Source organism: Streptomyces sp. NPDC003635, from assembly GCF_053587635.1.
The window spans coordinates 65,852-81,811 of the sequence record NZ_JBSFOK010000003.1 but is presented as its reverse complement, the minus strand read 5'-3'; the positions used below and the strand labels follow the sequence as shown (position 1 = coordinate 81,811).

The 15,960-nt window shown below is 70.5% G+C and carries 17 protein-coding genes; 7 read left to right on the top strand and 10 right to left on the bottom strand.

Features of this window, described 5'->3' with window-relative positions; translation table 11 throughout:
• The first annotated feature begins 22 nt into the window (after positions 1 to 22).
• Positions 23 to 646, top strand: a complete 624-nt coding sequence (locus ACWDRW_RS04100) for a hypothetical protein (RefSeq protein ID WP_451719774.1) — start codon at positions 23 to 25, stop codon at positions 644 to 646.
• Here ACWDRW_RS04100 and ACWDRW_RS04095 read toward each other — a convergent pair.
• Genes ACWDRW_RS04095 through ACWDRW_RS04085 form a run of 3 tightly spaced genes read right to left on the bottom strand, consistent with a single transcriptional unit; the run spans position 563 to position 2,688 of the window.
• Positions 563 to 1,135, bottom strand: a complete 573-nt coding sequence (locus tag ACWDRW_RS04095; RefSeq protein WP_451719771.1) for a cob(I)yrinic acid a,c-diamide adenosyltransferase — start codon at positions 1,133 to 1,135, stop codon at positions 563 to 565. The genes ACWDRW_RS04100 and ACWDRW_RS04095 overlap by 84 nt on opposite strands.
• A gap of 13 nt (positions 1,136 to 1,148) precedes the next feature.
• Positions 1,149 to 1,898: an ABC transporter permease gene (locus ACWDRW_RS04090; protein WP_451719768.1), complete on the bottom strand. Its 750-nt coding sequence runs from the start codon at positions 1,896 to 1,898 to the stop codon at positions 1,149 to 1,151.
• Positions 1,899 to 1,905: 7 nt separating this feature from the next.
• Positions 1,906 to 2,688, bottom strand: a complete 783-nt coding sequence (locus ACWDRW_RS04085; RefSeq protein ID WP_451719765.1) for an ABC transporter ATP-binding protein — start codon at positions 2,686 to 2,688, stop codon at positions 1,906 to 1,908.
• Positions 2,689 to 2,767: 79 nt separating this feature from the next.
• On the opposite strand from ACWDRW_RS04085, the gene ACWDRW_RS04080 reads away from it, so the two are divergent.
• From ACWDRW_RS04080 to ACWDRW_RS04065, 4 genes are all read left to right on the top strand, one after another.
• The gene (locus ACWDRW_RS04080; protein ID WP_451719762.1) at positions 2,768 to 3,409 is read left to right on the top strand and encodes a TetR/AcrR family transcriptional regulator; all 642 of its coding nucleotides are present in this window, start codon (positions 2,768 to 2,770) and stop codon (positions 3,407 to 3,409) included.
• A 126-nt stretch (positions 3,410 to 3,535) separates the two neighbouring features.
• Complete coding sequence (locus tag ACWDRW_RS04075) at positions 3,536 to 4,384, top strand: 3-hydroxyacyl-CoA dehydrogenase family protein (protein ID WP_451719760.1); 849 nt, start codon at positions 3,536 to 3,538, stop codon at positions 4,382 to 4,384.
• Positions 4,385 to 4,541: 157 nt separating this feature from the next.
• Positions 4,542 to 4,865 carry an STAS domain-containing protein gene (locus ACWDRW_RS04070; RefSeq protein WP_451719757.1) on the top strand — a complete coding sequence of 108 codons (324 nt, stop codon included), beginning with the start codon at positions 4,542 to 4,544 and terminating at the stop codon, positions 4,863 to 4,865.
• Positions 4,866 to 5,119: 254 nt separating this feature from the next.
• Positions 5,120 to 7,660, top strand: coding sequence for an ATP-binding protein (locus ACWDRW_RS04065; RefSeq protein WP_451719754.1), 2,541 nt, complete (start codon positions 5,120 to 5,122; stop codon positions 7,658 to 7,660).
• 105 nt (positions 7,661 to 7,765) lie between these two features.
• Here ACWDRW_RS04065 and nucS read toward each other — a convergent pair whose 3' ends face one another.
• Entirely contained in the window at positions 7,766 to 8,437 is a 672-nt protein-coding gene (gene nucS, locus ACWDRW_RS04060; RefSeq protein ID WP_451719751.1) for an endonuclease NucS, read from the bottom strand.
• A 243-nt stretch (positions 8,438 to 8,680) separates the two neighbouring features.
• Between nucS and ACWDRW_RS04055 the strand changes: the two genes are divergently transcribed.
• Complete coding sequence (locus ACWDRW_RS04055) at positions 8,681 to 9,073, top strand: SCO5389 family protein (protein ID WP_015657788.1); 393 nt, start codon at positions 8,681 to 8,683, stop codon at positions 9,071 to 9,073.
• Positions 9,074 to 9,177: 104 nt separating this feature from the next.
• Here ACWDRW_RS04055 and ACWDRW_RS04050 read toward each other — a convergent pair whose 3' ends face one another.
• Entirely contained in the window at positions 9,178 to 10,206 is a 1,029-nt protein-coding gene (locus tag ACWDRW_RS04050) for an LLM class flavin-dependent oxidoreductase (protein ID WP_451719748.1), read from the bottom strand.
• Between the two features lie 223 nt (positions 10,207 to 10,429).
• Between ACWDRW_RS04050 and ACWDRW_RS04045 the strand changes: the two genes are divergently transcribed.
• Positions 10,430 to 10,771, top strand: a complete 342-nt coding sequence (locus ACWDRW_RS04045) for an ATP/GTP-binding protein (protein WP_451719745.1) — start codon at positions 10,430 to 10,432, stop codon at positions 10,769 to 10,771.
• A gap of 2 nt (positions 10,772 to 10,773) precedes the next feature.
• On the opposite strand, the gene ACWDRW_RS04040 is transcribed toward ACWDRW_RS04045, so the two are convergent.
• From ACWDRW_RS04040 to ACWDRW_RS04020, 5 genes are all read right to left on the bottom strand, one after another.
• Entirely contained in the window at positions 10,774 to 11,646 is an 873-nt protein-coding gene (locus tag ACWDRW_RS04040) for an ABC transporter permease (protein WP_451719742.1), read from the bottom strand.
• On the bottom strand, positions 11,643 to 12,866 hold the full coding sequence (locus ACWDRW_RS04035; RefSeq protein WP_451719739.1) for an ABC transporter ATP-binding protein: 1,224 nt from the start codon (positions 12,864 to 12,866) through the stop codon (positions 11,643 to 11,645). The genes ACWDRW_RS04040 and ACWDRW_RS04035 overlap by 4 nt, the downstream gene beginning before the upstream one ends.
• A 157-nt stretch (positions 12,867 to 13,023) precedes the next feature.
• Positions 13,024 to 13,794 carry an ABC transporter permease gene (locus tag ACWDRW_RS04030; RefSeq protein WP_451719736.1) on the bottom strand — a complete coding sequence of 257 codons (771 nt, stop codon included), beginning with the start codon at positions 13,792 to 13,794 and terminating at the stop codon, positions 13,024 to 13,026.
• 3 nt (positions 13,795 to 13,797) lie between these two features.
• Complete coding sequence (locus ACWDRW_RS04025) at positions 13,798 to 14,757, bottom strand: ABC transporter ATP-binding protein (RefSeq protein ID WP_451719733.1); 960 nt, start codon at positions 14,755 to 14,757, stop codon at positions 13,798 to 13,800.
• An 85-nt stretch (positions 14,758 to 14,842) separates the two neighbouring features.
• A complete protein-coding gene (locus ACWDRW_RS04020) occupies positions 14,843 to 15,778 on the bottom strand; it encodes a cellulose-binding protein (protein WP_451719730.1) in 936 nt (311 codons plus the stop codon).
• Positions 15,779 to 15,960: the final 182 nt, after the last annotated feature.

Sequence of the window (15,960 nt, the reverse complement as noted above, 5' to 3'; positions counted from 1 at the left end):
GGGTGACCGAGAGGAGCGTGTCGTGATCGTCGGACTGATCATCGCCTGTGAGGTCGGCTTCTGGGTGCTGCTGGCGGCGGGGCTCGCCTTCCGCTATCCGCTGCGGATGCCGCGCACCGGGCTCGCCCTGCTGCTGTGCGAGCCCTTGCTGGAGGTCGTGCTGCTGGTGGCCACCGCGGTGGACCTCAAGAACGGCGCCGACCCGAGCTGGAAGCACGGCCTCGCCGCGCTGTACATCGGCTACACGGTCGGCCACGGGCATCGCACGGTGACATGGCTCGACGGTCATGCCGCGCACCGCCTCGGCGGCGCCGAGCGGCCGGTGGGCCCGCCCCGCTACGGCATGGCCCGGGCCCGCCACGAGGGCAAGGTGTGGCTGGGCAGTGTCACGGCCGCCGCGGTCGCGAGTGCGCTGCTGCTGATCGCCATGTGGTACGTCGACGACCCGGGCCGCACGGGTTCCCTGGAGAGCTGGATCCTCATCGCATGGCGGGCGGCGGGCATCCACGGCCTGATCGCGCTGTCCTACGCGATCTGGCCGAAGAAGGCGCCTTCCGCGAGGTCAGCGCTCCCCACCGGGGACCCAGAGCACGTCCCCGACCGTTTTGTTGGCCGTGCGCGCCAGGATGAAGAGCAGATCCGATAGCCGGTTGAGGTAGGTCGCCGTGAGGGGGTTCATGACCTCGCCGTGGACCTCCATCGCGGCCCAGGTCGACCGCTCCGCCCGGCGCACCACCGTGCAGGCCTGGTGGAGCAGGGCCGCGCCCGGGGTGCCGCCGGGAAGGATGAAGGACCGCAATTTCTCCAGGCGCTCGTTGAAGCGGTCGCAGTCGGCCTCCAGCTTGTCGACGTAGAACTGCTCGACCCGCAGCGGTGGGAACTCGGGGTTCTCCACCACCGGGGTCGACAGGTCCGCGCCCACGTCGAACAGGTCGTTCTGCACGCGGGTGAGGACCTTCACGACCTCCTCGTCCAGGCCGCCGAGCGCGATCGCCGTCCCGATCACGGCGTTCGCCTCATTGGTGTCGGCGTACGCCGAGATCCGCAGATCGGTCTTGGCGACCCGGCTCATGTCACCGAGCGCCGTGGTGCCCTGGTCGCCGGTCCTGGTGTAGATGCGCGTCAGATTGACCATGAGCCCAGCGTAGTTACGCTCCGGCGGTTCGGAACACGCGTGTGCCGACCGTCACGGCCAGGGCGGCGAAAGCGCCCGCGACCAGGACGCCGTAGAGCATGTGCTGCGTGGCGTACGCGCCGACGTAGGCGTCCCGCACCGCGTCCACCAGATATCGGAACGGGACGAAGTGGGACAGGACGTCCAGCCATGCCGGCCCCAGTGTCATCGGCAGCATCAGGCCCGACAGCAGCATCATCGGCATCGTCATGGCGTTGACCGCCGGGCCGAACGTCTGCGGGGTGCGGACCTTCAGGGCGAGCGCGTACGACAGCGAGGCCAGCGACAGCGTCAGCAGTGCGACGAACCCGAAGCCGATCAGCACGCCGACCAGTGGCGCCCGCAGCCCCATCACCAGCGCGGCCAGCACCAGCAGCACCGCCTGGAAGACGAACACGGTGGCGTCGCGCAGGACGCGCCCGAGCAGCAGCGCGAGGCGGCTGACGGGGGTCACGCGCATACGCTCCACCACGCCCTGACCCGACTCGATGATGACCGAGAAACCCGCGAACGACGCCCCGAACAGGCCCAGTTGCAGCAGCAGCCCGGGCACGAGCACCTGCCAGGAACTGCCCGGCGCGCCCAGCGGCAGATCGGTGAGCAGCGGTCCGAAGAAGAGCAGGTACAGCAGCGGCATCAGCACCCCGAAGAGCAGCGCGAACCGGGAGCGCAGGGACTGGCGGAGGTACCGGCCGTAGATGAGCGCGGTGTCGTGAAGGAGCATCGGTTTCCTATACGGCTACGGGGGCGGCGTCGGCCGGGGCGGGACCGCGGCCGGTGATGGCGAGGAAGGTGTCCTGGAGGGAGGCGTCGATCGAGCCGCCGTACCTCAGCTTCAGGGCGCTCGGGGTGCCCTCGGCGACGACCACGCCCTGGTCGACGACGACCAGCCGGTCGGCGAGGGCGTCGGCCTCGTCGAGGTAATGGGTGGTCAGGAAGACGGTCGTGCCGTGCTCGTCGCGCAGCCGCCGCACCAGTTCCCACAGGTCGGCCCGGCTCGCGGGGTCGAGACCGGTGGTCGGTTCGTCGAGGAAGAGCACCTTCGGCCGGTGGGTGAGGGCCATCGCGATGTCGAGACGGCGCCGCTGACCTCCGGAGAGCGCGGCGCACTTGCGGTCCAGCAGCTCGGCGAGGCCCAGATCGCGGGCGAGTTCGGCGGCTCGCCGGGTCGCCTGGTCCTTCGTCAGCCGGTACAGCCGTCCCTGGGTGACCAGTTCCTCGCGCACCGAGATCTGCGGGTCGACTCCGCCCGACTGGGCCACGTAACCGCAGGCCCGGCGCACCCCCGCGGGGTCGGTCGCGAGGTCGTGCCCGGCCACGGTGGCGGCGCCGCCGGTCGGTTCGAGCAGGGTCGTCAGCATCCGCAGGGTGGTCGTCTTCCCGGCGCCGTTCGGCCCGAGAAAGCCGAGGATCTCCCCTTCGCGGACGGTGAGGTCGACCCCGCGGACGGCTTCCACCGCGCCGGTCTTCGTCTGGAAGGTGCGGGCCAGCGAGGCCGTACTGATGATGGGCATGACCCAAGAAAAACAGAGTCTCTTAAAGTTTGCAATGACCCCAAAATTTAAGAGAGCCCATCGAAGCTAGGATGGAGGTATGGCGGAAGGGCTCAGGGAGCGGAAGAAGCGCGAGACGAGACAGCGGATCTCGGACATCGCCACCGGGCTGTTCCTGGAGCACGGCTTCGTGACCGTGACCATCGCGGAGGTGGCGGAGGCCGCGGACGTCTCCGTGAACACCGTCTACAACTACTTCCCGGCCAAGGAGGACCTGTTCTTCGACCGTTCCGCCGGTGTCGTCGAGCAGCTCTCGCGCTGGGTGCGCGGACGGGACGTGGGGGAGTCGGCCGCCCGCGCGGTACTGCGCGAGCTGCGCGCCGAGGCCGAGGCGGTCTCGCCGCGGATCGGCCTCATGGAGGGCTACGACCGCTTCATGCGCGTCATCCACGAGGCGCCGACGCTGCGGTCCCGGCTGTGGAGTCTCCAGCAGGAGATCAACGACCACCTCGAGGCCACCCTGCGCGCGGAGGTCCGCGCGTCCGACGCCGACCGGCTCCCGGGGCTGGTCGCCGGTCAGATCGCCTGGACCCATCACACGGTCTTCGTCTCCGTCGGCCGCGAGATGCTCAAGGGGCGCAATCCGGACGAAGTGTCACGCGAAGTGCTCGTCCTTCTCGACGACATCGAGGACCTGTTGGGCGAGAAGGTGCTCAACTACGCCGTCCGTGGCGCGGAATGACCCCTGCCGGTGTGATGTCCGTCAGATGAGACGTGACTCGCGTTACTAACCGGTCACACAGCGCCTCACGAACGCTAGGGTCCGCCGGAGAGGCAACGTAAACAGCGTGTAATGGGGAGTCGCACAGTGGCACGGAAGCTTGCCGTCATCGGCGCCGGCTTGATGGGTTCCGGCATCGCCCAGGTCTCCGCTCAGGCGGGCTGGGACGTCGTTCTGCGCGACGTCACCGACGAGGCCCTGAAGCGGGGCACCGACGGCATCAAGGCCTCGTACGACAAGTTCGTCAGCAAGGGCAAGCTGGAGGCGCACGACGCCGACGCCGCCCTCGGCCGGATCACCGCCACCACCGACCTGGACGCCTGTGCCGACGCCGACATCGTCGTCGAGGCCGTGTTCGAGAAGCTCGAGGTCAAGCACGAGATCTTCCGCGCGCTCGACAAGATCGTGCGGGACGACGCGGTGCTCGCCTCCAACACCTCCGCCATCCCGATCACCAAGATCGCGGCCGTGACGGAGCGCCCCGAACGGGTCGTCGGCACGCACTTCTTCTCGCCGGTGCCGATGATGCAGCTGTGCGAGCTGGTGCGCGGCTACAAGACCAGCGACGAAACCCTCGCCACCGCGCGGGAGTTCGCCGAGTCCGTCGGCAAGACCTGCATCGTCGTGAACCGCGACGTCGCCGGCTTCGTCACCACCCGCCTGATCTCCGCCCTCGTCGTCGAGGCCGCCAAGCTCTACGAGTCGGGCGTCGCGACCGCCGAGGACATCGACCTCGCCTGCAAGCTGGGCTTCGGCCACGCCATGGGCCCGCTCGCCACGGCGGACCTCACCGGCGTCGACATCCTGCTGCACGCCACCAGCAACATCTACACCGAGTCCCAGGACGAGAAGTTCGCTCCGCCGGAGCTGATGCGCCGGATGGTTGACGCCGGTGACATCGGCCGCAAGAGCGGGCAGGGCTTCTACAAGCACTGAGCCACTGAAACCGCACACGCCCCGGGAGTATCACTCCTCGGGGTGAATTCGGTATCGGTTCGCTTACAGACGGCAACCTCTGACCGCTTCTCGCCGTCAGAGGTTGCATCACCGGACACACATCGCGGAGCACGAGACGCACGCTTAGGGGAGCGCTATGCACATCAGGGGCGACCACGCCGAGCTGGTCGTCGGGGGCCGCCTCGACGTCCGCAGCGCGGCGGACGCCCGTACGGTCCTGCACTCGGCCGTCGACGACGGAGTCGGCGATCTCGTGCTGGACCTGTCCGAGCTGGAATTCTGGGACGCCACCGGACTTGGGGTGATCATGGGGGCGCACCGGCGGGCCGGCCGCTGCGGCAGACGCCTGGTGCTGCGCGCGGTGCCGCCGCAGATGCAGCGCCTGCTGGTGGCCACCCGGCTGCACCGGATCCTCGCCATCGAGGGCGGTATCGGGGTGGAGTCGCTGCCGCGCGTGTGACGACCGGCGCGGGAGGGGTCCAGCGGCCGGACGTTCCGGTTGCGAAGTGCGCCTCGCGCACAATCCTCACGAAGCTGTGACGTCTCGGACGGCGCGGTACCCCGGCCTGTCGTAGATACTGTGCGAAGGTTTAGGGTTCGGTCGCCCGCTGCGTGACAACCCTTCGAGCGGGCCCGGACCAGAAGCGACAGCGCGGTGTGCACAACGGCCGGGAGGGGTCAGCACACACGACGCTTTTGGGGGGCTTGAAACCTATGGACCCGAACAACCGGGGACCCGAGGAGTACGGCCAGGACGACGGCGCCGACGCGCCGCGCCAGCGCCCGCCCAGGGACCCCCTCACGCCCGACTTCGGACACCACACGCCCGCACTGGCCCGTACCGTCCAGCTGGTCTCGGGCGACTTCCTGCTCACCGTCAACCCGGTCGACGGCAGCGAGATCGAGGCCTGCCCGCCCGGCGAGCGCCCGACCCGTCCGGCGAAGCTCACCGCGGCCGCCCGCGCCGAGGCCGACCGCACGGCCAGGCCGCCGGTCCCGCCCGGACCGCCCCAGCCGGAACTGCCCCTGCTGGCCCGCCAGGAGGAGCGCGAACGGCTCGTCCGGCTGCTCGCCCGCGGCCGCTCCGTACGCCTGACCGGTCCCGGCGGTTCCGGCCGCACCAGCCTCCTCGACGTCGTCGCCGAGGACTGCGCGGACCTCGCCCCCGACGGCGTCGTCCGGCTGAACGGCTTCCACCGCACCGCGAGCGACCTGCTCCACGACCTTCTCTACGCCGTCTACGACGCACCCCTGCACCGCCCCGACCGGGACGAACTGCTCGCCTGCGTCGGCGAGATCGGCGCGGTCGTCGTCCTCGACGACATCGAGATCGGCGGCGCCGCCCTCGACGAACTGCTCGACGCCACGCCCGAGTGCGCGTTCCTGATCGCGGCCACCCCCGAGGTGCCCGCACCGTCCGCCGACTCCGCGCTGGAAGAGGTCTTCCTCAGCGGCCTGGAGCGGGCCGACGGACTGGATCTGCTGGAGCGGGCCGTCGGCCGGGCACTCACCGAGGACGAGGCCAACTGGGCCGGCGACCTCTGGTTCGAGTCCGAGGGCCTGCCCCTGCGCTTCGTCCAGGCCGGTGCCCTGCTGCGCCAGCGCGACCAGTTGCGGGCCGGGGCCGGGGCGGTCGACGAGTACGGCGTGTTCGAGGACTCGCTGCCCCTGGACGCGCCCCTCGACGTGCCGTTCGACGCCGAGGACGGGGAGGAGATACCCCTGCCGGCGCTCGGTGAGGCGGCCGCGCCCGCCCCGCTGCTCGCCTCCCGGCTCAGCGCCTCCGCCCGCGCCGCCCTGCGCATCGCCGTCGCACTGGGCGGCGAGGTGCCGCATCAGGCCCATCTGCCCGCCCTCGTCGGCGACACCCACGCGGACGCCGCGCTGGGCGAACTGGCCGCCTGCGGCCTGGTCTCCCCGGTCGGCGCGCGCTACCGCCTCGCCGCGGGCGTGCGCACCCAGCTGGAGGCCGCCGGATACGCCGAGGGCGTCGAGGCCGGCGCCCTGGCCGCCGCCCAGCACTACGCCTGGTGGGCCGGCCACCCCTCGGTCACCCCGGAGCGGGTGTGCGCCGAGGCGGACGCCCTGCTCGCCGCCCTGAGCGTGCTGGTGCCGACCTCCACAGCGCCCGAGGAGGGCGAGGAGAGCGCGACGGTCCTGCTCGCCCGGACCGCGGCTCCCGCCTTCGCCGCCGGGTTGCACTGGAGCGCCTGGGAGCGGGCCCTGCGGTCCGGTGCCGAGGCCGCCAGGCTCGCCGGGGACGTGGGGGAACAGGCCTATTTCCACCATGAGTTGGGCATCCTCGCGCTCTGCGGCGGACAGTTCGACCGGGCCCGTGCCGAGTTGGAGGCCTCCATCGGTCTGCGGGGCGCCCTCGCGGACAAGCGGGGCACCGTCGCGGGCCGCCGGGCCCTGGCGCTGGTCGCCGACCGCACCGGGGACACGCCCGGCGTCGGCTTCGTGGCGGGGATCGGCGCCACGGCGGGGGAGGAGGTGCCGGACGCCCGGCACGAGGAGTCGCAGTCGCCGCCCGGTGGTGTCCCGGCCCCGTTCCCGCCGCTCCAGCCGCCCGCGAGCGAACCGCCCCTGGTCATCCACCGCACCTCGGCCCCCGGCCCCTCGCGCAAGGCGCGGGGCGGTCTGAAGGGTCTCGCCAAGCGCAACCTCGTCGCGGCCGGCGCCGGGGCGCTGCTGGTGGCGGTGCTCGGCACGGTCGTCACCCTCGGCGCCACGTCCGAGGGCGAGACCGGCGCCCCGTCCGACCAGGTGGGCGTCAACCCCTCGGCCAGCCAGGACCCGGGCGACGACAGCCTGGGCGCCGACAAGGCGGACGACGGCGAGGGGTCGGGCGACACCGGCACGGCGACGAGCCGGCCGACGGACCCGGGGCCGGACGGCACCCTCGGCACGTCCGACGACCCGACGCCGACGGACGACCCCGCGGAGCCGTCGGACGACCCGAGCGGCTCGGACGGACCGGGCGAGGATCCGACCAAGCCGACGACCAAGCCGCCGAGTTCGACGACGAGGCCGCCGTCGACCACCAGGCCGCCGACGTCCTCGACCCCGACCCCGACGCCGACCGAGACCGAGACGACACCGACCCCGACTCCTACGCCGACCGAGACGGAGCCGTCCACGACGCCGTCCACCTCGGACTCGGCCAGTGGTCCCGCCACCTCCAGCGCCCCCGCGGAGACGAGCAGTTCCGCGAGCGCGCCGGAGAGCCCCGGCACCTCGGCCGACGTGATCTGAGGCACCGCACGGCACAGGAAGGCCGGGTCCTTTCCCAGGACCCGGCCTTCGTCGTCGTGGAGGCGCCGCAGGAGGGGGCGCGGAAGCGAAGCGTGGAAGAAGGGCTCAGAACAGCCGCAGCTTGTCGTCCTCGATGCCCCGCAGCGCGTCGTAGTCGAGCACCGCGCAACCGATCCCCCGGTCCGTCGCGAGCACCCGGGCCTGGGGCTTGATCTCCTGGGCCGCGAAGATGCCGCGGACCGGAGCCAGATGGGGATCGCGGTTCAGCAGCTCCAGATAGCGCGTGAGCTGTTCCACGCCGTCGATCTCGCCCCGGCGCTTGATCTCCACCGCGACCGTCTGACCTTCGGCGTCCCGGCACAGGATGTCCACCGGGCCGATGGCCGTCATGTACTCGCGCCGGATCAGCGAGTAGCCCTCTCCCAGCGTTTCGATGCGGTCCGCGAGCAGTTCCTGGAGGTGTGCTTCCACGCCGTCCTTGATCAGGCCCGGATCGACGCCGAGTTCGTGCGAGGAGTCGTGGAGGATCTCCTCCATCGTGATGATGAGCTTCTCGCCCGCCTTGTTGGTGACGGTCCACACGCCGTCCTCGTCACCGGTGCCCTCCTTCAACGAGCACGGCGGGGACATCCAGTTCAGGGGCTTGTAGGCCCGGTCGTCCGCGTGGATGGACACGCTGCCGTCCGCCTTCACCAGGATCAGACGGGGTGCGGACGGGAGGTGGGCGGTGAGCCGGCCCGCGTAGTCGACGGAGCATCGGGCAATGACGAGACGCATGGTCGGCAACGCTACTCGACGGGCTGGTGTGCACGCGATTCGCCCTGGATAAGCCCTGTTCGGTTGTGGCCGATTGTGAGCACACCGGGAGTTGCCCATGCACGCATTCTTCTGGTGCCGTCACGGCCTGTTGCCTACCGTAGTAAACGGGAGGTCGCGATCCGTGCACGCAGCGTGTTCGGGAAGTGAACTCCCGTCCCTGTCCGGCAACCCCTGTTGTTCGGGGGTGCGAGAGGAGAACTCATGTCGCTCGACGTCTCACCGGCCCTACTGGAACAGGCCGAGCGAGGCGAGGTCGATGAAGCCGCCTTCGTCGACTGCGTCCGGACCTCCCTGCCCTACGCGTGGGAGATGATCAGCTCCCTGGTGGCTCAGCTGAAGGTCGACGGTGGAGAGTTCGCCGACAACCAGACGCCCCCGCCGGACGAGCAGGCGCGTGGCCAGCTGCTGCGTGCGCTTGCGAGTGACGCGATACGCGGCGCGCTGCAGCGGCACTTCGGTGTGCGGCTGGCCTTCCAGAACTGCCACCGGGTGGCGGTGTTCCCGTTGGACTCCTCGGTCGACGAGACGCTGGCTCGCTTCACCTCGGTGCGCAACCAGCTGTTGAACCAGTCTCCGGAGCTCCGGGACTGCTGACCCCGTGAGCCGCTTGCTTGCCGCTCCGTACGCGGGAGGTGCATGGAGTACCGGGGCGGCAAGCGTCCGGCCGGACAGGTCCAGGGCCTGTCGCGGGTCCTGGTTCAGCCGAGGTGCGGGAGCACCTCGGCGCCCAGCCGGCGTACGTTCTCCTCGGTGGCGGCGAGGTCGCCCGAGCCCTCGACGAGCAGGGCGAAGCGGGAGATGCCGGTCCGCTCGCTCGTCGCCGCGAGACGGTCCGCGCACAGCCGGGGCGTGCCCACCGGGTGCAGCCCGCAGAGCAGTTCGGTGTAGGCCAGCGGGTCCCGCATCGTGCGGTGCCGGCCGTCCACCGTCACATGGGCCTCCAGGCCCTGCTTCAGCCAGCCCGGCATCGCCTTCATGAGGGTCTCCGCCGCGTCCGTGCGCCGGTCGGCGATCTGACAGACGCCGGCCGAGACATGGGCCGCCGCCCGGATCTCGTCCGGTGTCCGTCCGCCCGCGCGCGCGTGCTCCCGCCACAGGCCGACCATCTCCGCCTTCTCCTCGTCGCCCACATGCATCCCGAGCAGCATCGGCAGCCCCCGCTCGGCGGCGAGCCGCACGCTCTTCGGCGAGGTGCAGGCGACGACGACCTCGGGACCGGGTGGGCCCGACAGGGACTCCGAGGGCCGTGGGACGACCGGGACCTCACGGAAGGAGAAGCGGTCCCCGCGGGCCGCCACCGACGGTTCGCGCAGCCAGCGCACCAGCAGATCGAGTGATTCCGGGAACCCCGTCTCGTAGGCCTCCAGACCGGAGCCGAAGACCTCCAGGTCGACCCAGGGGCCGCCGCGCCCGACGCCCAGCGAGAAGCGCCCACCGCTCGTCAGGTGCAGCAGCGCCGCCTGTTCGCCGACGGCGACCGGGTGGGCGGTGGGCAGCACGGTCACGGCGGTGCCGATCCGGATCCGGCGGGTGCGGCCGAGCAGCAGCGCGGCCAGGGTGATCGCCGACGGACAGGTGCCGTACGGCACGAAGTGGTGCTCGGCCAGCCAGACCGAGTCGAGCCCCGCCTCCTCCGCGACCTCGGCCGAGCGGACCGCGCGATGCAGCGCCTCCCCCTCGCCCTGCCCCGGGAACTGGGCCGCCAACACGAAACTTCCAACGCGCATTGCTTTTTCCTGCTTCCTTGGCTCCGACGCGGAGCTCCCCCACCCGGCATAACCGTCTGACACGTGCCGAGGACACGGCTTGACGGAGGGATTTGCGGATTGTCTGCAGAATGCGTCGCGACGGCAGGGGACTTGTGGCGTTTGGCGCCCTACGCGTACCCCTGTCCGCGCCGCGTAGGCTGGACACGGCCCCTGCTTCCTGTATAGCCCCGTGAGGTGTCCCGTGTCCCCGCGTCGCAACCGTCCCAAGGCCGGCGGTGCGTCGGCCTCGTCCGGCCGGAGCGCCGAGGACGACCGCTCCGGGCGCTACGGCGGCTGGCAGTCCTCGGAGGAGTGGCAGGGCGAGGACTGGAACGTACGGCATGTGGCGGGCGCCAGCGCGCAGGGCAAGGCGTACCGCTGCCCCGGCTGCGACCAGCTGATCCCCGACGGCGTCCCGCATGTCGTGGCCTGGCCCGCCCACGCGGGCGTCGACGACCGCAGGCACTGGCACAAGTCCTGCTGGAACGCGAAGGACCGCCGCACCACGCGGGTGCAGCGGTCCCGGAACGCGCCGAAGTTCTAGGCCTAGACGTCCCGCTTCTCCAGCAGCGCGTACGCGCCGGCGAACGCGGCCGCGGTCAGGCCGAGCATGACCCACAGCGGGTCCCAGCCGGAGGGGCCCGTGTCGGTGAGGGACTGCGTGTAGAACACGCTGAGCTGGTTCGGGATCGAGTACTCGAACAGGAACTCGCGCAGGTCCTCCAGCGACTCCGAGAACATGAACAGCGCGATCACCAGCGGCGCCAGCACGACGCCGATCATGATGGTGATGGCGCCCGCGGAGTGCCGGATGATGGAGCCGATGACCAGCGAGAGCAGGCCGATCAGGGCGATGTAGAGCGAGACGCCGACCGTGCCCTTCAGCCACTCGGAGCTGGTCGGCTCCCGGGCGTCGGTCAGCATGGAGACGTCCGCGAGCGCGACCAGCACCGACGAGCACAGCGTCACGGTGAAGGCGAGAGCGAAGAACACGAGCGACTTCGCCGCCAGCACCCGGCCCCGGGTCGGGCACGCGGTCATCGTGGTGCGGATCATGCCGGTGCCGTACTCCGACGCCGTGGTCAGCACGCCCAGCGTGATGACGCACATGATGCCGAGCAGCAGCCCGAAGAAGCCGAAGGACAGCGGGTTCTCGCCCGCCAGCTCGCCCTCGCCGGCGTTGGCGGAGACCAGCGCGGCGGTCGCCAGGCCGATGCCGACGACCAGCACGACGAACACGCCGAGCGTCCACATCGTGGAGCGCACCGACCGGATCTTCGTCCACTCCGAGGCGAGGGCGTGGCCGAGGTGGGTGCGCGTCACGGGGATCGGCGAGGTGTAACCGGGGTGCGAAGCGCCGGGCGCCGGCTGCCAGTTCGGTGCGGCGGTCTGCGGCATCGGGGGCTGCGGGGTGCTCATCGGGCGTCCTCGGGCTTGGTCGTGTCGACTGCGGGAGCGGGGGAGGGGGCGGCGGTGGGCGCGGGCGCGGGCTGCGCGTAGGGGTTGGGGGCCGCCGCGGGCGCCGCGGGGGCGCCGTACGGGCCCTGGGCGGGCTGCGGGGGCTGTCCGGGGGCCGCGGGGGCGCCCTGGGGCATCGCGAACGGCTGGCCGCCCTGCTGCGGCGACGGAGGCGCGTACCAGCCCGGCTGGCCCTGCCCCGGCACCGGCATCGGCGGCTGTGCGCCGGGCGGCATCGGCTGCTGGAGCCCGGCCTTCTGGTCGATGGTCGAGCGGTAGTCGACGGCGCCCTGCGTCATCCGCATGTACGCCTCCTCCAGCGAGGCCTGGTGCGGCGACAGCTCCCACAGCCGTACGTCCGTCTCGTGGGCGATGTCGCTGATGCGGGGCAACGCGAGGCCCGTCACCCGCAGCGCGCCGTCCTGCTCGGGCAGGACGTGCCCGCCCGCCTCGGCCAGTGCCGTGGACAGCTTCTCGCGCAGCTGCGGCTCGGTGTCGGGGGTCCGCACCCGTGCGAAGCCGGCGGAGTTCGCGGCGATGAAGTTCTGCACGCTCATGTCGGCGAGCAGCTGGCCGCGGCCGATGACGATCAGATGGTCGGCGGTCAGCGCCATCTCGCTCATCAGGTGCGAGGAGACGAAGACCGTACGGCCCTCCGCGGCGAGGGACTTCATCAGGTTGCGCACCCAGAGGATGCCCTCCGGGTCGAGGCCGTTGACCGGCTCGTCGAAGAGCAGTACCTGGGGGTCGCCGAGCAGTGCCGCGGCGATGCCGAGCCGCTGGCCCATACCGAGCGAGAAGCCCTTGGAGCGCTTGCGGGCCACGTCCTGGAGGCCCACGACCCCGAGCACCTCGTCGACCCGGCGGGCCGGGATGCCGGAGAGCTGGGCGAGGCTCAGCAGGTGGTTGCGGGCGCTGCGGCCGCCGTGCACCGCCTTGGCGTCCAGCAGGGCGCCGACCTGGCGGGGGGCGTTGGGCAGTTTGCGGTACGGGTAGCCGCCGATCGTCACCTGCCCCGAGGTGGGGTTGTCCAGGCCGAGGATCATCCGCATCGTCGTCGACTTGCCGGAGCCGTTGGGCCCCAGGAAGCCGGTGACGGCACCGGGCCGCACCTGGAAGGAAAGGTTGTACACAGCGGTCTTGTCGCCGTAGCGCTTGGTCAGGCCGACTGCCTCGATCATGCTCCGCACCCATCGAAAGGTTCAGGACAGCGGGGCACACGCCCCCGTAAGGGTTAGGAGGATATCCGGGCGCTGACGGTTCCCTTCAAGACAGGGCAAAGACAGAATCCTCCGGACGCCTCTCTTCGTCACCCTCGGGTGCGCCCGTCCATCACCCTCAGGCGTCCCTCTTCTTCAGCAGCGCGAAACCGCCCGCGAGCGCCGCGATCACCCACAGCACCATGATCCCGAGACCGCCCCAGGGGCCGTAGGGAGTGTCGTTGTCGACCGGGGGGACCACCTGCATGATCTTGCTGCCGGCCTGGTCGGGCAGATAGCGGCCGATCTTCTTGGTGGCCGGGACATTGCCGAGGATGTTGGAGACCAGGAAGAAGAACGGCATCAGGATGCCCAGCGAGAGCATCGGCGAGCGCAGCATAGCGGCGACGCCCATGGAGAACATCGCGATCAGCGTCATGTAGAGGCCGCCACCGATCACCGCCCGCAGCACTCCCTCATCACCGATGACGGCCTTGTGCTCGCCGAGCATCGCCTGGCCCAGGAAGAAGGTGACGAAGCTGGTGACCAGACCCACCGCGAGCGCGAGCCCGGTCGCCACCGCGATCTTGCTGAACAGGAAGGAGCCGCGCTGCGGCACCGCGGCCAGCGAGGTGCGGATCATGCCGGTGCTGTACTCGTTCGACACCACCAGCACCCCGAACACGATCATCGCGAGCTGGCCGAGGCTCATCCCGGCGAAGCTGATGAAGGTCGGGTCGAAGGAGAGCTGGTCCTCGCGGTCCATGTTGTCGAACTCGTTCTTCGACAGCAGCGAGATCAGCATCCCCAGCGCGACCGTCACCACTACCGCGAGGGAGAGGGTCCACACCGTCGACGCCACGGACCGGATCTTCGTCCACTCCGAACGGACGACCTGACTCGTCGCCATCGCTCAGCCCTCCACGCGCCAGCCGTCGCCCCACGGCTGCCGCTGCCCGGGCGGCGCCTCGGTATGGGCGTGGTACTCCACCGACTCCGCGGTCAGCCGCATGAACGCCTCCTCCAGAGAAGCCCGCTGAGGGCTCAGCTCGTGCAGCACGATCTGCTGCTGCGCGGCCAGCTCCCCGATCCGCTCCGACTTCTCCCCGTCCACCTCCAGCGTTCCGCTCCCGGTCTGTACGACGGTCATGCCGGCCCGCTGCAGCACGTCGAGCAGCCGCTCGCGCTGCGGGGTGCGGATGCGGACGTAGGAGCGCGAGTTCTGCGCGATGAAGTCGGCCATGGAGGTGTCGGCGAGCAACCGGCCCTGGCCGATGACCACCAAGTGGTCGGCGGTGAGCGCCATCTCGCTCATCAGGTGACTGGAAACGAACACCGTCCGGCCTTGAGCGGCCAGTGACTTCATCAGATTGCGGATCCAGTGGATGCCCTCGGGGTCGAGTCCGTTGACCGGTTCGTCGAACATCAGGATCCGGGGATCGCCGAGCAGCGCGCCCGCGATACCGAGCCGCTGGCCCATCCCGAGCGAGAAGCCCTTGGCCTTCTTCCGCGCGACCGCCGTCAGACCGACGGTGTCCAGGACCTCGTGCACCCGCGCCTTCGGGATGCCGTTGCTCTGCGCCAGACAGAGGAGATGGTTGAAGGCGCTGCGGCCGCCGTGCACGGCCTTCGCGTCCAGCAGGGCGCCGATGTACGTGAGCGGATCCTTCAGCTGGTCGTAGTGCTTGCCGTCGATCCGGACGTCACCCGCCGTCGGCCGGTCCAGGCCCAGCATCATGCGCATGGTGGTGGACTTGCCGGCGCCGTTGGGGCCGAGGAACCCGGTCACGATGCCGGGTCTGACGGTGAAGGTGAGATTGTTGACCGCCACTTTCTCGCCGTACCGCTTGGTCAGCCCCTCGAGCTCGATCATGCCGACACGCTAAAACGGGACAAAGCCCTCTGCCACCGGAGTGACAGAGGGCTTCGCCGGTGTTCAGCGGTTGTACGCCGAGGCGTTACCGGGACTGCTGAGCGGGGACCCCGCGGGAGATCGGCTCGTCCTCGGCCGGGGTGCCGGCGGCGGCCACCGCGGCACCGGTGAGGGTGGCCAGCATCTCGCGGACGTTCGTCAGCTGGGCGTTGATCGAGTCGCGGCGGTTGGTCAGCGCCGCGAGCTCGCGCTCGGATTCCGAACGGATGCGGTCGGCCTTGGCGTTGGCGTCGGCGACGATGTCCTCGGCCTGGCGCTGCGCGGTCTCCACGGTCTGGCGGGCGCGGCGCTCGGCGTCCGTGCGCAGCTTCTCGGCCTCCAGGCGCAGCTGCTCGGCGCGGTGCTCGATCTCCGCGAGGCGCTTCTCGGCCTTCTGCTGCCGGGAGGCCAGGTCGCGCTCGGACTGCTCGCGGCGCTTGGCCAGGTTGGTCTCGAAGTCGGCGGCGGCCTGCGCGGCCTTGGCCCGGGTCTCCTCGAAGAGGGCGTCCGCCTCCTCGCGCTTGGACTGCGCGTCCTTCTGCGCCTCGGCACGCAGCTGGGAGGCGTCGCTCTTGGCCTTCTCGACGATCCGGACGCCCTCGTCCTCCGCCTTGGCCTTGCGCTCCGCCGCGAACGATTCCGCGTCGTTGCGGACCTGCTGGGCCGCCGACTCAGCGAGCTCGCGGTGCTGCTCGGCCGCGCGCCGGGCCTCTTCGCGCAGATCCTTGGCCTCTTCCTCGGCGAGGCGGAGGATCTTCTCGACACGCGCGCCGAGACCGGCGTACGACGGCTCGGCGTCGGTTACCTGGGCCTGGGCGTTCTGCGTCTCGAGGTGGAGCTCCTCGATGCGCTTTTCCAGAGCGGTGATGCGGGCGAGAGCGCTGTCACGGTCGGAGACGAGCTTGGAGATCCGTTCGTCCACCTGAGCGCGGTCGTACCCACGCCGCACTAGCTCGAAGCCGTAGGGGGAAGTGTCGCTCATGGGGTTCCTGTCGAATGAGACCGGTGAGGTGATAGGGGGAATCCTAGGGGCCGAAGCGGTGTGTCATCGAGCGGATACGTGTTTGATCTGGAGAATGACACCCCTTTTGAGTGGCTAACCGCCGGAGCGCTTGCCAAAAAGTTGGTCAAAGGCCCCAGAAGACACCGGAATCACTTCGCTTG